Below are 21,752 nucleotides of genomic sequence, written 5' to 3' on the forward strand. Positions count from 1 at the left end.
GGTGCACGCCACGACTCGGAGGACGCCGGTGCTCGATCCCGCTCAGCTGTACCAGGTCGATCCGGCCGCGCCGGCGCTCGACGAGCCGGTCCTGATCGTCGTGCTGGACGGTTTCGTCGACGCCGGCAACGCGGGTGCGCTCGCGGTCGGCGCGCTGACCGACGAACGCGAGGCGGTCCGGGTGGCCCGGTTCGACGTCGACCAGCTCGTGGACTACCGGTCGCGACGCCCGCCGCTGCGGTTCGAGACCGACCGCTGGGCCGACTACGACCCGCCGGAGCTCGACGTCGTCGCGCTGACCGACACCGGGGACACGCAGTACCTGCTGCTCGCCGGTCCGGAGCCGGACATGCAGTGGGAGCGGTTCGTCGCCGCGGTCGGGCTGCTGGTCGAGCAGCTCGGGATCCGGCTGGTGATCACGTTGCAGGGCATCCCGATGGCCGTGCCGCACACGCGTCCGATCGGGGTGACCGCGCACGGCACCCGCCCGGAGCTGGTGGAGGGTCACACCCCGTGGTTCGCGACCGCGGACGTCCCGGGCAGTGCCGCGGCGTTGCTGGAGTACCGCCTCGGGCAGGCCGGGCAGGACGTCGTGGGCTACGCCGTGCACGTGCCGCACTACCTGTCGCGCTCGGCGTACCCGCAGGCCGCGCGGGTGCTGCTGGACCACGCGGGGTTGTCGGCGGGGCTCTACCTGCCGACCGAGACGCTGACCCGTGCCGCCGAACAGGCCGAGTCCGAGATCGCCGAGCAGATGGCGGCGTCGGAGGAGGTCGGCCAGGTCGTCTCGGCGCTGGAGGAGCAGTACGACCAGGTCGTCGCGGCCCGGGAGTCCGGTGACCTGCGGGACGGCCTGGAGGGCGGCGAGCTGCCCAGCGGCGACGAGCTGGCCGCGGAGTTCGAGCGTTTCCTCGCCGGCGGTGGCGACGACAAGCCGGGCGGGAAGTCCGGCGACGAGCCGCCGCACGAGCCGCCCGCTCCCCCGCTGCCGCCCGCGACCTGACCGGTCCTCCCCCGGCGGCCGGCGGGTCAGGCGCCGAGCGCGAGGGCGTGGTGCACCCGGCCCCGGCCGCCGGGTCCGTGCAGCACCGCCTCGACCCAGCAGCCGACCGGCCGGGCCGTGAGCCCGGCCGCGGTGGCGGTCAGCCAGGCGTCGTGGACGGCGAGGCCGGCCCGGACGTGCTGGGCGACGGTGTCCGGGCCGGGGTCGACGTCCCCGGTGACGACGAGCAGCCCGCCGACGCCGGTGAGGTCGGGCAGGCCGCAGGCCCGCCGGGTAAGCGCCCGCGAGCGGGTGGCCCGCGTCGAGCAGGGTCGCGTGCTGTCCCGCGCCGAGCCGGGTCCGGGCGACCCGGTCGAGCCCGGGGTCCGCGACCGGCGGACGGAGGCTCGCGAACGGCGCCGAGCGGCGTGCGCGGAGCACGCCCGCCGGGTACGGGTCCGCGCTCGCACCGAGCGGGACGGCGCCGTCGGGGCCGGGTCCGCTCGTGAGCACGACACGGGAGCGGTCGCCGTCGGGGACGAGGTGGGCCGTGCGGGGTCGGCGCAGCGTCGCCGAGGCGGCGAGGACGGCGGCGGCCGCGTGGCCGAGGTCGAGCAGCAGCACCGGCAGCGAGCGGGGGCCGTAGCGCCACGTGGTCCGCTCCGGTGCGAGGTGGAGGACGAGGTCCGCGTGGTCGTCGGGACCCGGGTCGGCGGGACCGCCGTCGAGGGCGTGGGCGAGCGGGTCGTAGACGCGACCGCCGTCGCGGCCGCCCGTGGTCGGGTCGTGGACGCGGGCGTCGACCGGGTAGCGGCCGCCCGCCGACGGCACCCGGCGCAGCCGCACCCCGCCGACCACCCGGTCCGGGGCGGCGGCCAGCGACAGCGCCAGCAGTGCACCGGTCCCCGTGCCGTCGCGGGGCAGGGGCACCGGCCGGGCCGCCGTGGTCGCCTCGGCGGGGCGGGCGGTGTGGTCGGTGGGGCCCGGGTCGGCGCCGGACCAGGCGAGCCGGAACGCCGCGGCGGTCCGGGCCTCCTCGGCGCCGCCGGTCCGGTGCCGCTGCCCCTCCGGTCCGGGCCCCGGTGCGGCCCCGCCCGGGGGCGGTGCGGCCGGGCCCGGGGGCGGTGCGGCCCGGCCCGGGGGCGGCACCGTCACAGGAACGGCGGCGGGCAGTGCACGAGCCCGTCGGGACCGGCGGCCGGGTCGAGGTCGAGCCCGTGGGCGCGGGCGGTGTCGCGCCAGCGGGGCAGCCCCCAGTACCGGAACGCGGCGGGCGCGTTGGGGACGAGCCCGGTGGCGCAGGTGCGGACCACCCGCCAGGGGGTCTCGGCGACGTCGGGCGTGGTGAGGTCCACGCGGGCGATGCGGTGCCCGTCGGCGAGCAGCGCGGCGGTCAGCGACGCGAGGTCCCCGGCCGGCCCGGTGCGCAGCGGGCCGCGGGTCGCGGGCGCGGTGAACCGGGGCAGATGCTCCTCCTGCACGCGCGGGTCGAGCCACACCTGCACCTGGGCGCCGAGGTCGCGCACGGCGGCGTAGCGCCCGCCGGCGTCGTCGCGGTAACGGCGGTCGGTGCGGTGGTCGAGGTAGAGGCCGCGGGCGAGGACACCGGCGTCGATCGAGGCGTACACCCAGCCGTCGGGGTCGAGCAGTCCGCGGGTGAACACCCAGGTGTGGACGGCCTCCAGCACCGCCTTGGTGGCGGCCTCGGCGGCGTCGAAACGGGCGGCGCCGCCCCCGGCGACGATCCCGGTCTCCGGGTCGACGACGACGGCACCGACCACGGCCGCCGGGTACTCGGTGGGCAGCTCGACGAGGTGGACGTCGAACGCGGCCCCGGCCAGCGCGGCGTCGAGGCCGGGGACCGAGGCACGGTCGATGCCGTGCGAGGGCAGCCCGAGGTGCCACCAGCGTTCCAGCGCGTCGCGTTCGACGAGCTCGAGCAGGCCGCGCCGGTGGGCGTCGACGGCGCCGTCGCCGGTGGCGATGCCGGCGTAGTTGAGGTGGTGGAAGCGGGGCTCGTCGCGACGGGCCCCGCTGTGGTGGTTGAGCAGCGCCCAGGAGGCGGGCAGCCAGGTCGGCTCCTCGTCGGCCTCGACGCCGGCGATCCAGCGGATCGGCAGGTCCTCGGTGAAGCGCTGGTAGGGGCGGCCGTCCTGCCAGTGCGCGAGCAGCGGCAGCTCCTCGGGTCCCCAGCACCGGTGTCCCGCGGCGCGCAGCTCCGCGGCCGTGGTCAGCGGCAGGTCGCGCGGGACGCGGTTGCCGCAGTAGCGCTCGACCGCCTCGCCGAGTGCGGCGGTGCGGGCGCCGTCGCGGTCGCCGAAGGTGGTGCCGAGGCTGACCCGGTCCGCGGGCCAGGCGCCGAGCCGGCGCGCGTCGGACACCTCCGCGGTGACGGCGGTGTAGGCGGCGGGCAGCCCCGGCACGGGGGCGACGTCGACCAGCCGGCGGACGATCCCGCCCAGCGGGTCGACCAGCGCCTCCACCGGCAGTACGGGAACGGTCGGTGCCGTCACAGGGTGACCTCCTCGGGGATGGCGGCCGCGGTGACCTCGTCGCGGCCGGGTCGGACGTGCGGCAGGTCCAGGCGCAGCGCGTGGACGGTGCGGCGGTCGGCGCGCAGCTCGGTCGCGTGCGCCGGGTCCCGCCCGGTGTGCGGGTTGCGGGCGTGTGCGGGCCAGTGGTGCCCGGCGATCTCGATGCGCAGCCGGTCGCCCTCGGCGAGCGCGGCACCGACCGGCGGGGTGGTGACGACGACCTCCCGCGACGCCGGACCGCGGCGCCGGTGCACGGCGGTGACGAGGTCGTGGCCGCGGAGTCCCACCCGGACGACCCAGTCGGCGTCCGGGGCGTCGGTGTCACCGGTGACGGTGACGACCAGGGGCCCGGCGAGCACCCCAGCCGGCAGGGGCGGGGTGTGGGCGACGACCCGGTCGGCAGGACGGCCCGCGGCGGCCGACTCGGTGGTCGCGGCGGTGGTCGCGCTGGTGTTTGCGGCGATCGTCGCGCTGGTGGTTGCGGCGGTCGTCCCGGTGCTGGTGGCGGTGGTCGCCGCAGGGGGCGTAGCGGCGGGAGCGGCGCCGTCGGTCGGCGCGAGAGCCGGCGTGGGTGCGCCGGGCGGGCGGGACCGGACGGGCCGCTCGGGGTCGGCGACGAAGCCGGCGGGGAACCCGTCCGGCGGCGACGCGGCGACCGTGACTTCCGGCCCGTCCCCGGCCCGCACCCAGCGCCCCGTCTCCCCACCGCGACGAGTGCCCCGCGCCCCCGCGGCCGGCCCTGCACCGCGGCGCGGGCCCAGGCGGCGTAGACCGCGCCGATCCGCCGCCCGGCCAGGACCGCGCCGGGTGCGGGGGCGTCGAGCTCGTGCCCCCACGGCCCCAGGACGAGCCGCGACGGCCCGCCCCAGCGCCGGGCGAGCTCCCGGGTCCGGGCGGCGAACGGGTCCGCGGTGCCCCCGACGGCGAGCAGCGGCATCGCGGCCCGCGCGATCCCCGACCACAGCCACGGGGTCTCCTCGGGTGCGTCCCACAGGTCGGCCCACCCGTCCGGGGCGGGTGTCAGGGCACCGGAGACCGGCAGGGTCGCGGCCGCCGACGGGGCGGCGGGACGCGCGCCCGCACCGTGCTCGGACCACCAGCCGATCCGGCAGGCCAGCCGGGCGGCGCCGCCGGGTTCGCGGGCGGTCTCGCCGGGCCCGAGTGCCGGTACCGCGGCGAGCACCCGCACACGCCGGGGTCGGCGAGGGCACCGGCGACCGCGCAGTGCGCCCCGTAGCTGGCGCCGGCCAGCACGACCCGGCCGTCGCAGCCGGGGGTCGCGCGCAGCGCGGCGAGCGCGGCGACGCCGTCGCCGGTCTCGTGGGCGTAGGGCCGGAACTCCCCCGTGGAGCCGCCGCGCCCCCGGACGTCGACGACGAGGCAGCCGAACCCGTGCGCGGCCCAGCCGCGGGCCTCGGGCAGCAGCCGCCCGCGGCCGTAGGGGGTGCGGATGAGCACCGCGGGCCAGGTCGCTGCGGCGGGGCGGACGAGGGTGGCGGCGAGCCGCACCCCGTCGGGCGCGGTCAGGTCGAGGTCGTCGGCGCCCTGGACGGCCGGGCCGGGCCGGGCGGGGTCGGTCACGGCGCGCTGTCGGGGACCGGCAGGAGTGGGTGGTCGGCGATGGCGGCGGTGTCGAGGTCGACCACCCGCAGACGGCGCCGGGCCGGCAGGGCGGACGGGACGAGGTCACCGACCGCCGGGACGTCGTGGCCGGCGGCCCAGGCGCGCACGTCGGCGGCGAGCAGCGCGGCCAGCAGGGCGTGGTCGCCGGGCCCGGTCGGGGCGGCCGGGGCGGCCTCCCAGTACGCGAGCAGGTGCGGGTGCCCGGATCCGGCCGCGGCGAGACGGCGGGCGCGGACGTCGGCGTGCCCGGCGTCGCCGGGGTGTACGGCGGGAGGTTCCAGGATCCCGTGCCGGCCCTCGACGGCGAGCCGGAACACGGCCGTCCCGCGGTCGGGCAGCCGGTCCAGCGCGGTCCAGGAGGCGGGTGCCGGCCCGTCGGCGACGACGCAGACCGCGGTCGGCGTCGTGGACGCATCCGCGCCATCCGTGGGGTCGACGCCGGTCGCCGGGCGCGAGGGGTCCGGGCGGGCCGGGAGCTCTCCGACCGTCCCGCGCAGCACCCGCACGGTGGGCCCGGCGAGCGCGGTGGCGACGGCGTCGGCCAGCGCGCCGTCACCGCCGACGGTCACGGTGGCCGTCCGGGCCGGGCGGGTGTCGTCGAGGTACCCGGCCGCGGCGAACGCGCCGCGCTCCGGGTCGAGTCCCGGCGGAGGTGTGGGGTCGGCGCCGTCGAACCAGCGGGTCAGTGCCTCGACCGTGCCGCGGGGCAGCTCGACCCCACGCAACCGGCCGGAGGCCTCCCGCAGCGCCGAGCCCCGCCCGGGGACCTCGAACACGCTCACGCCCGGTCGCAGTCGTTCCACTGGCACTCCCTGGTCCGTCGGTCGGTCACGGCAGACCGCGGGCCCGGCACCGTCACCGGTGCCGGGCCCGCGGCGGGTGTCACTCCTGCTCGGCGGCCTGCTCGGTCGCGAACGGGTTCTCGACGAGGGCGTTGGAGTGGCTCGCGGAGTTGTGCGGCAGGGCGCGCTCGGCCTCGAGCTCGGTGAAGACGTCCTTCATCGTTTTCTCCTCCAGTGGGTGACTTCGTCCGGTTCCGGACCACTCCATCGTGATCACAAACGACATCGATTTTCAACAGTGGTTCACGTCTCGTTACCCACTATTGGTGATGACTGTCGTTTCACACTATGGTTCGCGCATCCCCGACGGAAGGACCCCGTGAGCGAGACGGCCCCGACCGCCCCCGAGCACGAACGCGCCGACCTGCGCCGCTACCTCGCCGCCCGGGTCGTCTCGGTCGCCGGCTCCCTGGTCGCCGCGGTCGCCCTGCCCGTGCTCGTCTACCGGCTGACCGGCTCGCCCGCGTGGACGGCGGCGATCGCGACCGCGGAGGCACTCCCCTACCTGCTGTTCGGGCTGGTCGCGGGAGCGCTGGCCGACCGGGTCGACCGCAGGCGGCTCATGGTCGGCGTCGACCTGGCGTGCGGCGCGGTGCTCGCGGGGATCCCGCTCGCCTGGTGGGCCGGGGTACTCACCCCGTGGCAGGTGCTCGGCACGGCGGTCGCGGTGCAGACCGGTTTCGTCTTCTTCGACGCCGCGAACTTCGGCGCCCTGCCCACGCTGGTCGGGCCCGACCGGATCACCGCGGCGTTCTCCACCCTCTACGGCGCGACGACCGTCGTCGAGCTGGTCGTGCCGCCGCTCGCCGGGCTGGCCGTCGCGACCCTGGCCCCGGCCGGGCTGCTGTCGGTCACCGCGCTCACCGCGGTCGCGTCGGCACTGCTGATCCGGTCGGTCGCCGGGAGCCTGTCCCCCGGGCCCGGCACCCGCGCGCCGACCCGGATCCTCGCCGACGTGCGCGAAGGCCTGGCACTGCTCATGGGCCATCCGGTGGTCCGCACGCTGACGCTGGTCGGCACCACCCAGGCCGTCGCGGGCGGTGCCTGGCTCGCGATGACCGTGCCGTGGGCGGACCGGGTGCTCGGCATCCGCGCCGACGGCGACGCCCGGCTCGGCCTCCTGTTCGCCTGCTGGGGTGTGGGCGGGCTGGCCGCGGCCCGGCTGGTCCCGCGGCTGTCGGAGCGCTGGGGCGGGGCGCGGCTCGCGCTGGCCGGGCTGCCGGTGTCGCTGGCCTGCGCGGTCGCGGTGGTGTCCGCGACGCACTGGGTCCCCGCACTCCTCGCCGCGACGGCGTTCGGGGCGGCGTACTCGACGGTCGTGCTCAACGCCGTCACCTACCGGCTGCAGGTCACGCCCGAGCACGCCCGCGCCCGGGTCTCGACGACCGCACGGATGCTGTCCTGGGGCCTCGGCACCCCCGCCGGGGCGGCCCTGGCCGGCGTCGTGGCGACGACACCGGCGGGCCCGCGCGGCGGTCTGGCGGCCGGGGCCGCGGTGCTGGCCGCCGGGGTCGCGCTGGCGTGGCTCACCCCGCCGCTGCGCCGGGCCGCCCGCGGGTAGGGCCCGTCGCGGGTCCCGCGAGATGCACGTTTCCGCCCCGGAGAGGGCCGGAACGTGCATCTCGATCGTCGGCCGGCCGCCGGCGGTGACGACACGGTGGCCGGAACCACGACAACGCGACGCCCGGCGACGCGGGCGCCGCGGCCGGGGTCGGACGCAGCTGCCGGGGTCGGCGCGCCGACTCCGGACCAGGGCGCCGACGCCGGGCTCAGGCGCTGACGCTGCGGACCGGGTCGGCGTCGAGGTAGCTGCAGGTCAGCCGCCCCTCGTGGGTCGAGACGACCCCGCGCACGCCGAACACCTCGGCCAGCAGCCGGTCGTCGACGACGTCGCCGGGTGCGCCGTCGGCGTGCACCCGCCCGTCGCGCAGCGCGACGATCCGGTCCGCGCACCGCGCGGCCTGGGCGAGGTCGTGCAGCACCGCGACGACGGTCAGGCCGCGCTGCTCCTGCAGCTCCCGGACCAGGTCGAGCACCTCCAGCTGGTGGCGGACGTCGAGGTAGGTGGTGGGCTCGTCGAGCAGGAGCACCGGGGCGTCCTGGGCCAGGGCGAGCGCGATCCGCACCCGCTGGCGTTCCCCGCCCGACAGCAGCTCGACCGGGGTGTCGGCCCACGCCTGCGTGCCGGTGGCCGCCAACGCGTCGGAGACCGCCGCGTCGGCGCCGCCGCCGAGCATGCCCAGCGGCCCGCGGACGGCGTAGCGGCCCTGTGCGACGAGCGCCCGCACGGTCACCCCGCCCAGCGGCGGCAGGGCCTGGGGCAGCACCGCGACCCGCTTCGCGACCTCCCGGCGCGGGGTCCCGGCCAGCGGCCGGTCGGCCAGGTGCACCGCGCCCGCGTCGGGCCGGTGCAACCCGGCGAGCACCCGCAGCAGCGTGGTCTTCCCGCAGCCGTTGCGTCCCACCAGCGACAGCCACTGCCCGCGGTCGACCGCCAGGTCGACGCCGTCGAGCACGGTGCGCCCGTCGAAGCGCACCGTCACCCCCTCGGCCCTGAGCACCGTCACAGCGCACCTCCCACCGTCGTACGGGACCGTCGGCGGACGATCCCGATGAGCACCACCGCGCCGGCGACCGCCGTCACCGCTCCCGCGGGCACCCCGATCGGCCGGTCCCCGGCCGGGGCGAGCGCCGTCAGCACCTGGGCGACGACGTCGGCCGCGACGACCGTGCCCGCCCCGGCCGCCGCCGACGCGGGCACGAGCAGCCGCGGGTCGGCCGCGCCCCGCAGCCCGAGCACCGCACGGGCCAGGTGCGGGGCGAGCAGCCCGACGAACGCGAGCGCCCCGACCGCCGCGACCGCCCCGCCGGTGGCGAGCACGGCCAGCAGCACCGCGGCCGAGCGCCACCCGGACACGGCGAGGCCGACGCCGCGGGCGTGGTCGTCGTCGACGCCGAGGACGGCGAGCACCGGGCCGAGCAGCACCGCGAGGACCACCGCGGTCAGCGCGACCGGCCAGAGCGCGTCCCAGTGCTCCCAGCCACGCCCGTTGAGCGAGCCGACCAGCCACCGGACCATCGACCCGGCCAGCTGCGGGCGGGCGGTGAGCAGCATCAACGTCGTCCCGCCGAGCACCGCCGACACCAGCACCCCGACGACGGCCAGCCGCAGCGGGTCCGCGGTGCCCGGCCCCGCGGCCCGACCGGCGAGCAGCCACAGCACCCCGCCGCCGAGCGTGCCGCCGAGCAGGGCCACGCCGAGCACGCCGAGCGGGGTGCCGACCGGTCCGCCGAGCACGGTCCCCAGCACCGCGCCGAGCACCGCGCCGGAGCCGACGCCGGTCACCTCCGGGGAGGCGAGCGGGTTGCGCAGCACCGCCTGCAGCACCGTCCCGGCGACGCCGAGGCAGGCACCGGCCGCGAGCCCGACCAGGACCCGCGGTGCCCGCAGCTCCCGGACGAGGTCGGTGGACAGCGGGTCCGCGACCCCGGCCAGCGCCGCGAGCGCGGTGCCGGGCCCGACGGCGGTGCCGACCAGGAGCCCGGCCAGGGCCGCGACCGCCACGCACAGTCCGAGCAGCCCGAACCGGGCCACGAGCGGCACGCCCCGGCCCACCGGGCGGTTCACCGGTCCACCGCCGCGGCGGGACCGTCGGTGCGGACGGGACCGGCCGTGCGGGCGGGACCGGCCGTGCGGGCGGCCCGCGGGCGTCGCCACACCAGCAGCAGCCCGCCCGCGACGATCGCGACCCCCGCGGTGAAGCCGCCGACCGGCAGCTCCACCGGGTAGAGCACGGTGCGGGCCAGCAGGTCCGCGACGACGACCACGGCCGCGCCCGCCCCGGCGCAGGCCGCGGCGCGGGGAAGCGGCCGGGCCGCGGGGAGCAGCACCCGCACCAGCTGCGGGGCGAGGAACCCGACCCAGGCGACCGGCCCCGCCGGGCCGACGACGGCCGCGACGAGCAGGCAGGCCACGCCCAGCACCGCCGCCCGGGCCGCCCCGGTGCGCAGGCCCAGCGCGGAGGCGGCGTCGTCGCCGAGACGCAGCGGCCCCAGCAGCGGCAGCACCGCGACCCCCGCGACGAACGCGACCGCCAGCGCGGGCAGCACCGGCGTCACCGTCGCCCACGTCGTGCCGGTCAGCGAGCCCAGCAGGTAGCGCACCAGCACGCCCTGCTCCGAGGAGCCGGTCATGGCGACCGCCGCGAGCAGCAGCGCCTGCAGCGCCGCGCCCACCCCGGCTCCGATCAGCAGGACCGCGGCCGGGCCGACGGCGCCGCGGACGGCGAGCAGGGTGAGCGCTCCCCCGGTCACCGCGCCGACCACGGCGGGCAGCAGCGGCGCGAACGGGACCGCGGCCCCGGTGACGACCGTGACCGCCACCGCGGCCGCCGCACCGGAGGACACCCCGAGCAGCTCGGGGACGGCGAGCGGGTTGCGCAGACCGTCCTGCAGCAGCAACCCGGCCAGCCCGAGCGCGGCGCCGGTGAGCACACCGAGCAGCAGCCGCGGCACCCGCAGCTCGGTGACCACGACGTGCTCGATCCCGCCCGCCGCGCCCAGCACGGCGGGCAGCCGGTGCGGCGCGACGGCCGGGGTGCCGGTCCCGAGGACCAGCGCGGCGAGCAGCACCGCCCCGGCCGCGACGGCCAGCAGCAGCAGGGCCCGTCTCACCGGCCGGGGACCACCGCGAGCGACTGGGTGACGATCGCGCCCAGGCTGCGCGTGCCGCGCCCGCTGCCCCACAGCCGCGGGTCCATCTCGTGCACGTTCCCCTGCTGCACCGCGGGGACCTGGGCCCACACCGGGTTCGCGGCGAGCTGGTCGGTCAGGGTGCGGTCGGCGGAGGAGAACAGCAGCGAGAACGCGAACACCACGTCCGGGGCCTGCGCGAGGATCTCCTCGACGCTGTAGGTGCTCGCGGTCTCGACGTCGGCGCCGCGCGGGACGAACGGGTAGTCGTAGAGCGTCGCGAGCAGGTTCCCGTTGACCGTGTCGGTGGTGTCGACGCCGATCGTGTCGGCGCTGCCGTACATCAGCAGGACCTTCCGGTCGGCCTGGCCGGTGGCGCGCGCCCGCTCGACGCCGTCGGCCAGCGTCGTGCGGAAGCGCCGCTCGCCCGCGGTGGCCTCGGCGGTGCGTCCGGTGAGCGACCCCAGGTCCCGCAGGTAGCCGACCGACTCCTCCCAGGTCGTCGGCTGCACCAGCCACAGCGGGGCGAACCGCTCGATCGCCGCACGCAGCGGCTCGTGCACTCCGCCGAGCCCGATCACCAGGTCGGGGCGCAGCGCGGCGATGGACTCGACGTCCTCGCTGCCGAAGCTGCCGGCGACGGTCGGGACCTGCGCGGCGCGCTCGCCGAGCAGGACGGGGTTCTTCAGCAGGGCCGGGGTGGAGGTGCCGGCCGGGGTGAGCCCCAGCTCGACGACCATGTCGTCGCACAGGCCGGTCAGGCAGACGATGCGCGTCGGCGGGGCCGGCACGGCGACGGCGGTGCCGCGCGGGTCGGTGACCGAGAGTGCCGGCTCCAGCGGTGCGACGTCCCGGCTGACGGCGGGCCGCCCGGCGGCCGCCTCCGGCGCGGGCGCGGCCGTCCCACCGCACCCGGCGAGCAGCAGGGCGACCAGCGCGACCGGCAGCAGGGCGGCGATCCGGGAGGCACGGGACCGGGCGGCGGCGGTGCGAGCGGCTGCGGCGGAGCCGGCATCGGCATCGGCGGGCAGGCGACGGGCGCTCATCGCGCACCGGCCAGGTCGCGACCGGCCCGCAGGTCGCGCAGCGCGGCGGCGTCGCGGCTCAGCGAGGCGGCGGTGTCGCCGGGGACGAACTCCAGCAGCACCTCGGTGTCGGTGCCGTCGTCGCGGGACTGCGCGGTGAGCTCGGCGAGCACCGGGGCCCACAGGTCGGCGCGGTCGCCGAGCGGCAGCCGCTCGGTGTATCCGTCGGCGCCCCAGGAGAACGCGTGCACGGTGGCCGGGCGCAGCGCGCGGACCTCGGCCAGGCAGACGTCGGTGTCGGGCAGCTCGCGCGGCTGCCAGTGGGTGACCAGGGCGGGGTGGCCGACCTCGGCGCGCAGCCTCAGCGCGGTGTCGAGGCCGTCGGTGAGGGACTCGACGTGGTGCTCGACGAGCAGCCCCATCCCCCGCTCGGCGACGGCGTCGGCACAGCGCCGCAGCGCGTCCACGGTGGCGGCGCGCCCGGCGGGCGACACGTCGGCCGAGGCCGCCGTCCCGGCCCAGACCCGTACCCGCGGGGCGCCGAGCTCGGCCGCCGTCGCGACGACGGCGTCGAACTCGCCGGGGTCGGACGCACCGGCCTTGTGGTAGCTGCCGTAGGTGCCGATCCGCAGCCCTGCGCCCGCGCAGGCACCGCGGGCCGCCGACGCCGCCGCCCGGTCACCGGGGCGGACGTGCCGGTCCCCGGCCCACTCGACGACCTCGGACCCGGCGTCGACCGCCAGGCGCACGACGTCCGGAACGGACCTCTCACGGAAGGTGACCGACGCCAACCCCAGAAGCAGCATGGTCGGTAACCGTAGTCATTATCGATTGCGCGATCCAGCGACGTACGTCACCCGATGTCCGGTTCCGCCTAGAGCAGGTCGAGTCCGGCCGCCACGACCGTGTCCGCGTCGAGCCCGTGGTGGGCGTAGACCGAGGCGAGGTCGCCGGACTGACCGAAGCGGTGCACGCCCAGGTGCGTCGCGGGGACCCGGTTGACCCCGGCGAGGAACGCGAGGGTGTGCGGGTGCCCGTCGAGCAGGGTGACCAGCGGCGCGGCCCGGCGCGCGGGGAACGCCGACTCCAGGATCCACGGCTCGGCCTGCGGACGGGCGGGGCGTCCGGCACGGGCCTGCAGGGCGTCGAACAGCAGCCCCGGACTGGTCACCACGACGACGTCGACGTCGTGGCCGAGCTCGGCGAGCCGGTCCGCCGCGGCGAGCGCCTCGGTCGTCGGCGCACCGGCGACCGCGATGGTCAGCGCCGGTGTGCCCGCGGCGCGGCGGAGCGGGTAGGCCCCGGCGACCACCTGACGCCGGCGCCGCTCGCGCGCGGCCGGGTCGGCCGGGACCGCCGCGAGGGTCTGGTCCACCGGCCGGGTCGACAGGCGCAGGTAGGCGCTGGTGCCGTCCGGACGGCCGAGCCGGGCCAGCGAGGCGAGCAGCGTCCACTCGGTGTCGATGGCGAACGCCGGCTCGTAGGTGACGCAGCCGGGCTGCTCCAGCCCGACCGACGGCGTCGTCACCGACTGGTGGGCACCGCCCTCGGGGGCCAGCGACACCCCGGAGGGCGTGCCGACGAGGATCGACTGGCCACCCGCGTAGATGCCGAACGACCACGGCTCCAGCGCGCGCTCGACGAACGGGTCGTAGAGCACCCCGATCGGCAGCACCGGACGGCCCCAGCGCGACCAGGTCGCCCCCAGCTCCCCCAGCGCCCCGACGAGGTTCCCCTCGGCGATGCCCAGCTCCAGGTGCTGGCCGGTGGGCCGCTCGCGCCAGTGCAGGATCGTCTCGGGATCGTCGTCGAACCAGTCCTTGCGCTCCGCGGTCGACCAGACGCCGACCTTGTTCACCCAGCCGCCCAGGTTCGTCGACGACGACACGTCCGGACAGAGCGTGACCACCCGGCCGGCCGCCTCGGGGGCCTCGCGGGTGAGGTCGAGCAGCGCCCGGCCGAGCGCGGCCTGGGTGGTGGCCCGCCCGGTCGGGGTGCGTCCGATGTCGGTCGGCAGCGGCGGGACCGGCTGGTCGTCGACCGGGTCGCGGTGCAGCCGCTGCGCCGCGCCGGCCACCACCTCGCCCGCCGGGGACTCCGGGTCGAAGCGCCGCCAGGGGTCGTCGGGGTCGGCGCCGACGGCGTCGGCCAGCTCGCGGACCTGGTCGGCGCTCAGGATCGAGCCGTGGTTCTGCGGGTGGCCCGCGGTCGCGAGGCCGTGGCCCTTGACCGTGTAGGCGAGGATCACCGTGGGCCGGGTGTCGTCGATCGCGGAGAACGCGTCGCGCAGCGCGGCGGTGTCGTGCCCGCCGAGGTTGCGCACCGCGGCGAGCAGGGTGTCGTCGTCGAGGCCGGCGACGAGCTCCGCCAGGTCGGCGTGTCCGTCGGGGAGCCGGGTGCGGACCTCGTCGGCGTCGCAGCGCAGCAGCCGCTGGTACTCCGCGTTCTGCATGGTGTCGATCCGGGCGCGCAGCGCGTCGCCGCCGGGGCGGTCGAACAGCTCGTGCAGCAGCCTGCCGTACTTGACGGTGAGGACCTGCCAGCCGGCCGCGGAGAACATGCCCTCGATCCGCGGCGCGCCGATCGCGGGGACGACCCGGTCCAGGGACTGCCGGTTCAGGTCGACGATCCACACGACCTCGCCCAGCTCACCGACCATCGGGTCGAGGATGGCCTCCCAGACGGCGCCCTCGTCGAGCTCGGCGTCGCCGACCAGGGAGTACTGCCTGCCCTCTCCGGCACCCCCGAAGTGGGTGTCGACGTAGCGGCGGGCCAGCGCACCCCAGATCGGGGCGGTCGCGCCGATGCCCACCGAGCCGGTCGAGTAGTCGACCGGGTCGGGGTCCTTGGACCGCGACGGGTAGGACTGCAGCCCGCCGAAGGCGCGCAGCGTGCTCAGGTAGCGCTCGTCGAGCTCGCCGAGCAGGTAGTTGATCGCGTGCAGCACCGGCGAGGCGTGCGGCTTGACCGAGACCCGGTCCCCGGCCCGCAGGTGCTCGAACCACAACGAGGTCATGATCGTCGTCATCGACGCCGACGACGCCTGGTGCCCGCCCACCTTCAGCCCGCTGGGGTCACCGCGCCGGTTGGCCGCGTCGACGATCGCGGTGGACAGCCAGAGCACCCGCTTCTCGATCTCGACGAGCGTGTCCGTCGTCACCGTCTGCGTGCCCATCGCCCACCACTCCAGCCTCGTCGCCCATGCAGCCTGCCCAGTCAGCCCACCACCACATCGACGAGTGCACAACCACAGCCCGTACGACTGAGCAGAGTGCACGCGCCGGGCCGGGCGGGACGCGCGCCGGGACGGCATAATGCGCACCTGCGGACACGAGGAGGGGGCACCAGGTGACGGGAACGACCGGTGACGGGCGGGCCGCGCTCGACGGCCACGACGCCCGGCTGCTGCTGGCCCTGGCGCAGGACCCGCGCGCGACGGTGCTCGCCCTCGCCGAACGGGTCGGCCTGTCCCGCAACACCGTGCAGGCCCGGCTGGCCAAGCTGGACCGGCTCGGCGCACTGGACACCTTCGAGCGTCGGGTCGACCCGGCGGCGCTCGGCTACCCGCTGACCGCGTTCGTGACGGTGCGGGTGGTGCAGCGCGAGCTCGCCGCCGTCGCCGACGCACTGGACCGGGTACCGGAGGTGCTGGAGGTGCACGGCGTCTCCGGACCGGAGGACCTCCTGGTGCACCTGGTCGCCCGCGACGCCGACGACCTCTACCGGATCGCCGGGCACCTCCTCGCGATCGGCGGGGTGGAGCGCACGTCGACGTCGCTGGTCATGCGCTCGCTGGTCGGGTTCCGCACCGCCCCGCTGCTGCACCGCCTGACCGACGGCGGCGCAGGCGCACCCGCCGTTCACCCGGCACCGCTACCGTCACGCCGATGAGCGCCCCCGCCGCCCCCGGTTTCGACCCGGACTTCCTCGGCGTCGCGACGCCGATGCCGACGCTGCCCGGGACCGACACCGTGCTGCTCCCCTACACCCACTTCGCGACCCTGCACCGGCCCGACCGGCGCCTGGCCGCGGCCACCGCCGTCGCGATCGACGGGGCGACCCTGCGCCGGCTCGAACGTTCCGACGACTGGCGCCTCGACGACCGGCTGCCCGCCGGGCAGCAGGCCGGCGCCGAGCTCTACGCCGACAACGACCTCGACCGCGGCCACCTGGTCCGCCGCCAGGACCCGGTGTGGGGCGGGGCCGCCGAGGCCGCGACGGCGGAGTCCGACACGTTCCACTACACCAACGCCGCCCCGCAGGCCGCCGCGTTCAACCAGGACAAGCAGACCTGGGGCGGGCTGGAGGACTACCTGCTCGACAACGCGGGCGACCACGACCGGCGGCTCGTGGTGTTCACCGGCCCCGTCCTGGCCGACGACGACCCGGAGTACCGCGGTGTGCGCATCCCGCGGCTGTTCTGGAAGATCGGCGCCTTCGTCGTCGGCGGCGCGCTCGGCACCACCGCCTACCTGCTGGACCAGACACCCCTGCTCGGCGACCTCGCCGAGCCGGCGCCCGGGGACCCGCCGCCGCTGGGCCCGTACCGCACGTTCCAGGTGCCGGTGGCCCGGATCGGCGAGCTCACCGGGCTCGACCTGGGCCCGCTGACCGCGGCGGACCGGATGCCGGTACCCGAGCCGGTGCCCGCCGCACTGTCGGAGCGGGCCGTGCGGCTGCGCTCGTTCGCCGACATCCGCGGACTGTGAGCACGCCGGGGATCTAGGGTCGCCCCGTGACCGAGCTGCTCCCCAGCACCCAGCGCACCCTGCTCGCCCGCGTCGCCCGCGCCCAGCGCGACGGCCGCGTCCCCTCCCTCGTCGCCGGGGTGGTCCGCGACGGCGCCCTCGTCTGGCACGCCGGGCGTGGAGCGCTGCCGGACGCGGCCGCCGAGGACGACGTCCAGTACCGGATCGGCTCCATCTCCAAGACCGTCTGCGCGGTCACCGTCCTGCGGCTGCGCGACGAGGGACTGCTCGACCTCGACGACCCGCTGGACCGGCACCTCCCCGGCACCCCGCTCGGCGACCGCACCCTGGGTCAGCTGCTGTCCCACCTGGCCGGGGCCGGCTCGGAGAGCCCCGGCCGGTGGTGGGAGCGCACCCCCGGCGGCACGCTGGAGGAGCTGGGCCTCGGCGACGCCGACCGGGTGCTGCCCGCCGCGCGCCGCTTCCACTACTCCAACCTCGGCTTCGGGCTGCTCGGCGAGGTCGTCGCCCGCCTCCGCGGCCGCGCCTGGACCGACGTCGCCCGCGACGAGGTGCTGCTCCCGCTGGGCATGACCCGTACCTCCACCCGCCCGCAGCAGCCCGCCGCGGCGGGACGGGCGGTGCACCCGTGGGCCGACCTCGTGCTGGCCGAGCCCGAGCACGACGCCGGGGTGATGGCCGCCGCCGGGCAGCTGTGGTGCACCGCGGCGGACCTGGCCCGGCTCGGCGCCCTGCTGCTCGGCGACACCGGCGAAGTGCTCTCCCCGGCGACGGTCGAGGAGATGACGCTGCCCGCGGGCGTCGACCCGACGTCGCCGGTCTGGGCAGGCTACGGCCTGGGCGTGCAGGTCCTGCGGTTCGACCGGCCCGAGGGCGGCGGCACGACGACGCTGGTCGGGCACGGCGGATCCATGCCCGGCTTCCTCGCCGGGCTCTGGGTGGACCGCGAGGAGGGCGCCGGCGCCCTGGCGATGGGCAACACCACCTCCGGGATGGACAGCGGGCTGGCCGCCGGGCTGCTGAACGACCTGCGGGTCGCCGAGCCCCGCATCGTCGCGCCGTGGGCCCCGCAGCCCTGCCCGGTCGACCCCGAGCTGCTCGGACCGTGGTTCTGGGGTCCCTCCCCCTACGCGCTGCGCTCGGTCGGCGGCGGGCTGCTGCACCTCGGCGGCCTCGGGCGCCCCGGACGCGCGTCGCGGTTCCGGCCCGGCCCGGACGGCACCTGGGTCGGCCTGGACGGCTACTTCGCCGGGGAGACCCTGCGGATCGCCCGCGACCACCTGTGGCTGGCGACGTTCGTCTTCACCCGCACCCCCTACGACCCGGCCGCACCGGTCCCCGGTGGCGTCTCCGACGAGGGCTGGACCACCTCCTGACATCACGGTTCGGCCTGCACAGCGACACGGGACGGTCCAGTACCTACACTTTCGGCACACAAACGACTTGTGCACAATTTCTGCACGAACGAGAGCGGAGGGGGGATGCGCCCGACATGCGGGCGTGACCACGTATGACACAGGCCCAATCACCACCGGACGGCCGTCCGGACACGACCGGGGACGACCGGCCCCGCACCGACTGGATCGTGTTCGGCGTCGGCGCCGCGCTCGCGCTGCTGTTCGTGCTGTGGGGGCTGCTCAGCGCCGACACCCTCGGTGCCACGGCCGAGGCGATGCTCGGCGGGCTGATGCGCGGCGGCGGCTGGGGCTTCATCCTCGCCGCGACCGCCTTCGTGGCCTTCGCGCTGTTCCTGGCCTTCAGCCGGTTCGGGCGCATCAAGCTCGGCGCCGACGACGAGGAGCCCGAGTTCCGCACGGTCTCCTGGATCGCGATGATGTTCTCCGCCGGCATGGGCATCGGGCTGATGTTCTTCGGCGTGAACGAGCCGCTGACCTTCTTCCAGTCGCCGCCGCCCGGCGCGGCCGAGCCCGGCACCATCGACGCGCTGCAGACCTCGATGGCGACCTCGCTGTTCCACTGGACGCTGCACCCGTGGGCGATCTACGCCGTCGTCGGCCTCGCCATCGCCTACTCCACCTTCCGCAAGGGCCGCCGTCAGCTCATCAGCCAGGCCTTCATACCGCTGATCGGGCGCAAGGCCGCCGAGGGCTCCATCGGCCGGGGCATCGACATCCTCGCGATCTTCGCGACGCTGTTCGGCTCCGCGGCCTCGCTGGGCCTGGGCGCGTTCCAGATCGGCGGCGGCATGCAGACCGTCGGCTGGGTCGACGGCCAGGTGAGCCCCTGGGTACTCGCCGCGATCATCATCGTGCTGACCGCCGCGTTCATCCTCTCCGCCGTCTCCGGCGTCGAGAAGGGCATCCAGTGGCTGTCCAACACCAACATGGTCCTGGCGGCGGTGCTGGCGTTCTTCGTGTTCGTCGTCGGACCGACGGTGATCATCCTTGACCTGATCCCGACGTCGATCGGCGCGTACTTCTCCCAGTTCTTCGAGATGGTCGGACGCACCGAGGCCGTCGGCGGCGCCCCGATGCTCGAGTGGCTGTCCGGCTGGACCGTCTTCTACTGGGCGTGGTGGATCTCGTGGACGCCGTTCGTCGGCATGTTCCTGGCGCGGATCTCGCGCGGGCGCACCATCCGTGAGTTCGTCGGCGGCGTCATCCTCGCGCCGAGCCTGGTCTCGCTGGTCTGGTTCTGCATCTTCGGCGGCACCGCCATCACCCAGGCCCAGCAGGGCACGCAGTTCTCCGACGACTCCAACGTCCAGCTCTTCCAGATGCTCGGCGCCTACCCGTGGGCGACCTTCACCGGCCTGCTGGTCATGCTCCTGGTCGCGATCTTCTTCGTGTCCGGCGCGGACGCCGCGTCGATCGTCATGGGCACGCTGTCCCAGCGCGGCACCATCGAGCCCAGCAAGTGGGTCGTGGTCTTCTGGGGCTCGGTCATGGGTGCGGTCGCCGTGCTGATGCTCGTCACCGGCGGGGAGAACGCCCTGGACGGCATCCAGAACCTGACCATCCTGGTCGCGGCGCCGTTCGTCGTGATCATGGTGCTGCTGTGCTTCGCACTGTTCAAGGACCTGCGTCGCGACAAGGTCGTGCTGCGGGACGAGAAGGGCGCGCAGGTGCTGGAGCAGGCGGTCGACTGGGCCACCGACAACCACGGCGAGAACTTCTACGTCAAGGTCGGTGCGTTCGACACGACCGACGGGAACGCACCCGCCGACGGCAATGACAGCTCCGGCAACGGTCCCGTCGCGGCCGGGGCCGACGAGCCGGAGGGGCGGACCGGCGACGAGTCGACCCGGGCGACCGCCGAACGGCGCGACAGCCCGGTCGGCGGCGACTGACCACCTCTCGTCGCACACGACGGTGGCCGGACACCCTCCCCGGGGTGTCCGGCCGCCGTCGTCCGTGGCAGGGTCGAGGGCTCACGGTCGCGGGGACGGCCGGACGATCGGACGACCCGTGAGCGACCGCCCACCGACGGTGAGCGGTCGGGAGTGACCCGGGCCGACCGCGCTCGTTGGACCTCCTGCGACCACCCGGTGCACGGCCCCCGCGCGCACCGACGATCATCGGAAAGTGCTGCGCCGCAGCCGGAGCGGATGGGAGGGACCTGACACAGTGGGCCGGATGCGTCTCGTCTTCACCCCGGGGGACGACCAGGGGTACGCCGAGGCCCGCAGCCGCCTGCTGGAGCAGTTCTCCCTCTGGGCCCGCCGCCGTCGCGTCGAGGTGGACACCGCGCTCGTCGCCGCCGTGCTGGACTACAAGTACGCGCGCGACCGCAGGCTGGGCCGCTGGACGCGCTCGCACATCGCCGACGCGCTGGGCATGTGGTTCCCGCGCAAGGTGACCGTGCTCGAGCCCGACGACGTCGCCCCCGCCTTCCATGCACTCATCGACTTCGTCGACGAGCACGACTGGTTCGACCCGCAGTCGCACCCGGCGGACGCGCTGCACCGTCAGGTCCTCGACTCCACACCCGCCCTGCACGACGGTCTCGCCGACGAGCGCAACTACGACCTCGGCAAGTTCTGGGGCGTGCAGCTGCACCGCCACGGCGTCGACCCCGCGGACCCGGCCGCGGTGCAGCGGTTCCTCGACCGCGCCGGCGCCGGGCAGACCGACGTCGACCGGCACGCGCTCGCCGAGATCATGCGGCGCGAGGCGCAGCGTCCCACCCGCGCCGAGTGGAACCCGGAGCTGCCGCCGGTACCGATGCCCGGCGCCGCGGCGCTCGTCGACGCCGCGGAGCGCTCCGAGGCCCTCGAGCTGCTCCGCAAGCTGACCCTGTGGGTGCGGGCGGGGCGCCGGCTCACCTCCGACGGTCGCCTCGACCGCACCGACGCGCTCGACCTCGCCGCGCACCTGCAGCTCGACCACATCTACCGCGAGACCGCCCGTACCAGCGACGACCTGCCCGAGGTGTCGCTGCTGCTGCGCTGGGCCCGCTCGGCGCGCCTGGTCCGCGTGGTGCGTGGGCGGCTGCTGCCGGTCAAGAGCGCGGGCCCGCTGCTGAACCGGCCGATCGAGCTGTGGCGCCGGGTGTTCGAGTCGGTCGGACGTCTCGGCGACAGCCTGGGCGGGACCGACGTGTTCGGCGCACCGTCGCTGTTCGGGATGTCGATGTCCCAGGCGTTCCCGATGCTGTGGGTCGGCCTCTACGCCACCGGCGGCGGGCAGGTCCCGCTCGAGCACTTCCACCGCCAGGTCCGCGACGCCGTCAACGACGAGGCCGGCTGCGTGGTCGACGACCTCGCAGGCGACGTCGAACAGCGGCTGTGGCGCCGCGACGTCACGGCCCTGCTGGATGCCTGCGAGCTGCTCGGGGCGATCGAGCTGACCGAGACCCTCGATGCCGACGAGCTGGACGAGCTGTCCCGGGTCGCGCACCGCGACGACCCGGACCCCACGGTCGTCGCGCTGACCCCGATGGGGCTGTGGGCGGTGCACGAGTACCTGACCGAGCAGGGCATGCACCTGCCCGCGCCGGGGGAGCTGGCCGACGAGGACGTCGAGTACGTGTGCGTGCGGATGAGCGGGGTGCGGGCCGACGTCGCCGAGGCCGAGCTCGCCGCGTGGGCGCTCGCCCGCCACCCCGGGGACGCCGTGCGCGAGCTGGACCGCTTCCTGCGCCGCTGCGAGGTCCCGGCGCACCGGGCCCTCGCGCTGCACGCGCTGACCGCGACCGGCCCGGCCGGGCGGGCGGTCGCCGCCCGCCACCGGTTGCACGTCGCCGAGCCAGTGGTGGTGCCGGCGCCGCACCGCCACGTCGGCCCCACCCCGGCGCCGCGGACCGCGGCGGCGGCCACCGAGACCACGGCGCCGCTGCCGCGCACCGCGGTCCGGCACAACCTCGAGCCGGCAGGCTGACCCGGC

Annotated in this window: 19 protein-coding genes; 7 read left to right on the forward strand and 12 right to left on the reverse strand. The window is 76.5% G+C overall.

The features are described 5' to 3' along the window. Positions 1-28: 28 nt before the first annotated feature. Positions 29-1,003 (forward strand): proteasome assembly chaperone family protein, encoded by a 975-nt coding sequence (locus ZF1_RS17980; protein ID WP_062396020.1) that lies wholly within the window; start codon positions 29-31, stop codon positions 1,001-1,003. Positions 1,004-1,029: 26 nt separating this feature from the next. Here the strand turns inward: ZF1_RS17980 and ZF1_RS17985 are convergent, their stop codons facing one another. From ZF1_RS17985 to amiA, 6 genes are all read right to left on the reverse strand, one after another. Continuing rightward, the gene (locus tag ZF1_RS17985) at positions 1,030-1,452 is read right to left on the reverse strand and encodes a hypothetical protein (protein WP_482637860.1); all 423 of its coding nucleotides are present in this window, start codon (positions 1,450-1,452) and stop codon (positions 1,030-1,032) included. A gap of 681 nt (positions 1,453-2,133) precedes the next feature. Continuing rightward, complete coding sequence (locus ZF1_RS17990; protein WP_482637861.1) at positions 2,134-3,495, reverse strand: YcaO-like family protein; 1,362 nt, start codon at positions 3,493-3,495, stop codon at positions 2,134-2,136. Next, on the reverse strand, positions 3,492-4,202 hold the full coding sequence (locus ZF1_RS17995) for a CocE/NonD family hydrolase C-terminal non-catalytic domain-containing protein (protein WP_482637862.1): 711 nt from the start codon (positions 4,200-4,202) through the stop codon (positions 3,492-3,494). The genes ZF1_RS17990 and ZF1_RS17995 overlap by 4 nt, the downstream gene beginning before the upstream one ends. Before the next feature lie 334 nt (positions 4,203-4,536). Then, a complete protein-coding gene (locus ZF1_RS18000; RefSeq protein WP_482637863.1) occupies positions 4,537-5,097 on the reverse strand; it encodes a CocE/NonD family hydrolase in 561 nt (186 codons plus the stop codon). Beyond that, the gene (locus tag ZF1_RS18005) at positions 5,094-5,921 is read right to left on the reverse strand and encodes a hypothetical protein (RefSeq protein ID WP_482637864.1); all 828 of its coding nucleotides are present in this window, start codon (positions 5,919-5,921) and stop codon (positions 5,094-5,096) included. The genes ZF1_RS18000 and ZF1_RS18005 overlap by 4 nt, the downstream gene beginning before the upstream one ends. Positions 5,922-6,021: 100 nt before the next feature. Beyond that, entirely contained in the window at positions 6,022-6,141 is a 120-nt protein-coding gene (gene amiA, locus ZF1_RS18010; protein ID WP_345652532.1) for a streptamidine family RiPP, read from the reverse strand. A 159-nt stretch (positions 6,142-6,300) separates the two neighbouring features. Between amiA and ZF1_RS18015 the strand changes: the two genes are divergently transcribed. Continuing rightward, positions 6,301-7,542 carry an MFS transporter gene (locus ZF1_RS18015; RefSeq protein ID WP_208824181.1) on the forward strand — a complete coding sequence of 414 codons (1,242 nt, stop codon included), beginning with the start codon at positions 6,301-6,303 and terminating at the stop codon, positions 7,540-7,542. Between the two features lie 208 nt (positions 7,543-7,750). Here ZF1_RS18015 and ZF1_RS18020 read toward each other — a convergent pair whose 3' ends face one another. From ZF1_RS18020 to ZF1_RS18045, 6 genes are all read right to left on the reverse strand, one after another. Then, positions 7,751-8,542 carry an ABC transporter ATP-binding protein gene (locus ZF1_RS18020; RefSeq protein WP_405421769.1) on the reverse strand — a complete coding sequence of 264 codons (792 nt, stop codon included), beginning with the start codon at positions 8,540-8,542 and terminating at the stop codon, positions 7,751-7,753. A gap of 2 nt (positions 8,543-8,544) precedes the next feature. Continuing rightward, entirely contained in the window at positions 8,545-9,609 is a 1,065-nt protein-coding gene (locus tag ZF1_RS18025) for a FecCD family ABC transporter permease (RefSeq protein ID WP_482637865.1), read from the reverse strand. Beyond that, complete coding sequence (locus ZF1_RS18030) at positions 9,606-10,655, reverse strand: iron chelate uptake ABC transporter family permease subunit (RefSeq protein ID WP_482637866.1); 1,050 nt, start codon at positions 10,653-10,655, stop codon at positions 9,606-9,608. The genes ZF1_RS18025 and ZF1_RS18030 overlap by 4 nt, the downstream gene beginning before the upstream one ends. After that, the gene (locus tag ZF1_RS18035; RefSeq protein WP_476651916.1) at positions 10,652-11,719 is read right to left on the reverse strand and encodes an ABC transporter substrate-binding protein; all 1,068 of its coding nucleotides are present in this window, start codon (positions 11,717-11,719) and stop codon (positions 10,652-10,654) included. The genes ZF1_RS18030 and ZF1_RS18035 overlap by 4 nt, the downstream gene beginning before the upstream one ends. Next, on the reverse strand, positions 11,716-12,504 hold the full coding sequence (locus ZF1_RS18040) for a sugar phosphate isomerase/epimerase family protein (protein WP_476651918.1): 789 nt from the start codon (positions 12,502-12,504) through the stop codon (positions 11,716-11,718). Before ZF1_RS18040 ends, ZF1_RS18035 begins: the two co-directional genes overlap by 4 nt. A gap of 68 nt (positions 12,505-12,572) precedes the next feature. Further along, positions 12,573-14,873, reverse strand: a complete 2,301-nt coding sequence (locus ZF1_RS18045; RefSeq protein WP_179762386.1) for a transketolase-like TK C-terminal-containing protein — start codon at positions 14,871-14,873, stop codon at positions 12,573-12,575. A 173-nt stretch (positions 14,874-15,046) separates the two neighbouring features. Here ZF1_RS18045 and ZF1_RS18050 point away from each other — a divergent pair, with 173 nt between their 5' ends. The 5 genes from ZF1_RS18050 to ZF1_RS18070 all read left to right on the forward strand — a co-directional run bounded on the left by ZF1_RS18050 (position 15,047) and on the right by ZF1_RS18070 (position 21,746). Beyond that, positions 15,047-15,589, forward strand: coding sequence for an Lrp/AsnC family transcriptional regulator (locus ZF1_RS18050; protein WP_073574206.1), 543 nt, complete (start codon positions 15,047-15,049; stop codon positions 15,587-15,589). Next, positions 15,586-16,407, forward strand: coding sequence for a DNA/RNA non-specific endonuclease (locus tag ZF1_RS18055; protein ID WP_482637867.1), 822 nt, complete (start codon positions 15,586-15,588; stop codon positions 16,405-16,407). Before ZF1_RS18050 ends, ZF1_RS18055 begins: the two co-directional genes overlap by 4 nt. Before the next feature lie 26 nt (positions 16,408-16,433). After that, positions 16,434-17,783 carry a serine hydrolase domain-containing protein gene (locus ZF1_RS18060; RefSeq protein ID WP_482637868.1) on the forward strand — a complete coding sequence of 450 codons (1,350 nt, stop codon included), beginning with the start codon at positions 16,434-16,436 and terminating at the stop codon, positions 17,781-17,783. Between the two features lie 134 nt (positions 17,784-17,917). Further along, positions 17,918-19,717: a BCCT family transporter gene (locus ZF1_RS18065; RefSeq protein ID WP_482637869.1), complete on the forward strand. Its 1,800-nt coding sequence runs from the start codon at positions 17,918-17,920 to the stop codon at positions 19,715-19,717. Positions 19,718-20,003: 286 nt separating this feature from the next. After that, positions 20,004-21,746: a hypothetical protein gene (locus ZF1_RS18070; RefSeq protein WP_179762383.1), complete on the forward strand. Its 1,743-nt coding sequence runs from the start codon at positions 20,004-20,006 to the stop codon at positions 21,744-21,746. Positions 21,747-21,752 lie beyond the last annotated feature (6 nt).

Source organism: Pseudonocardia sp. ZF1 (assembly GCF_056835605.1).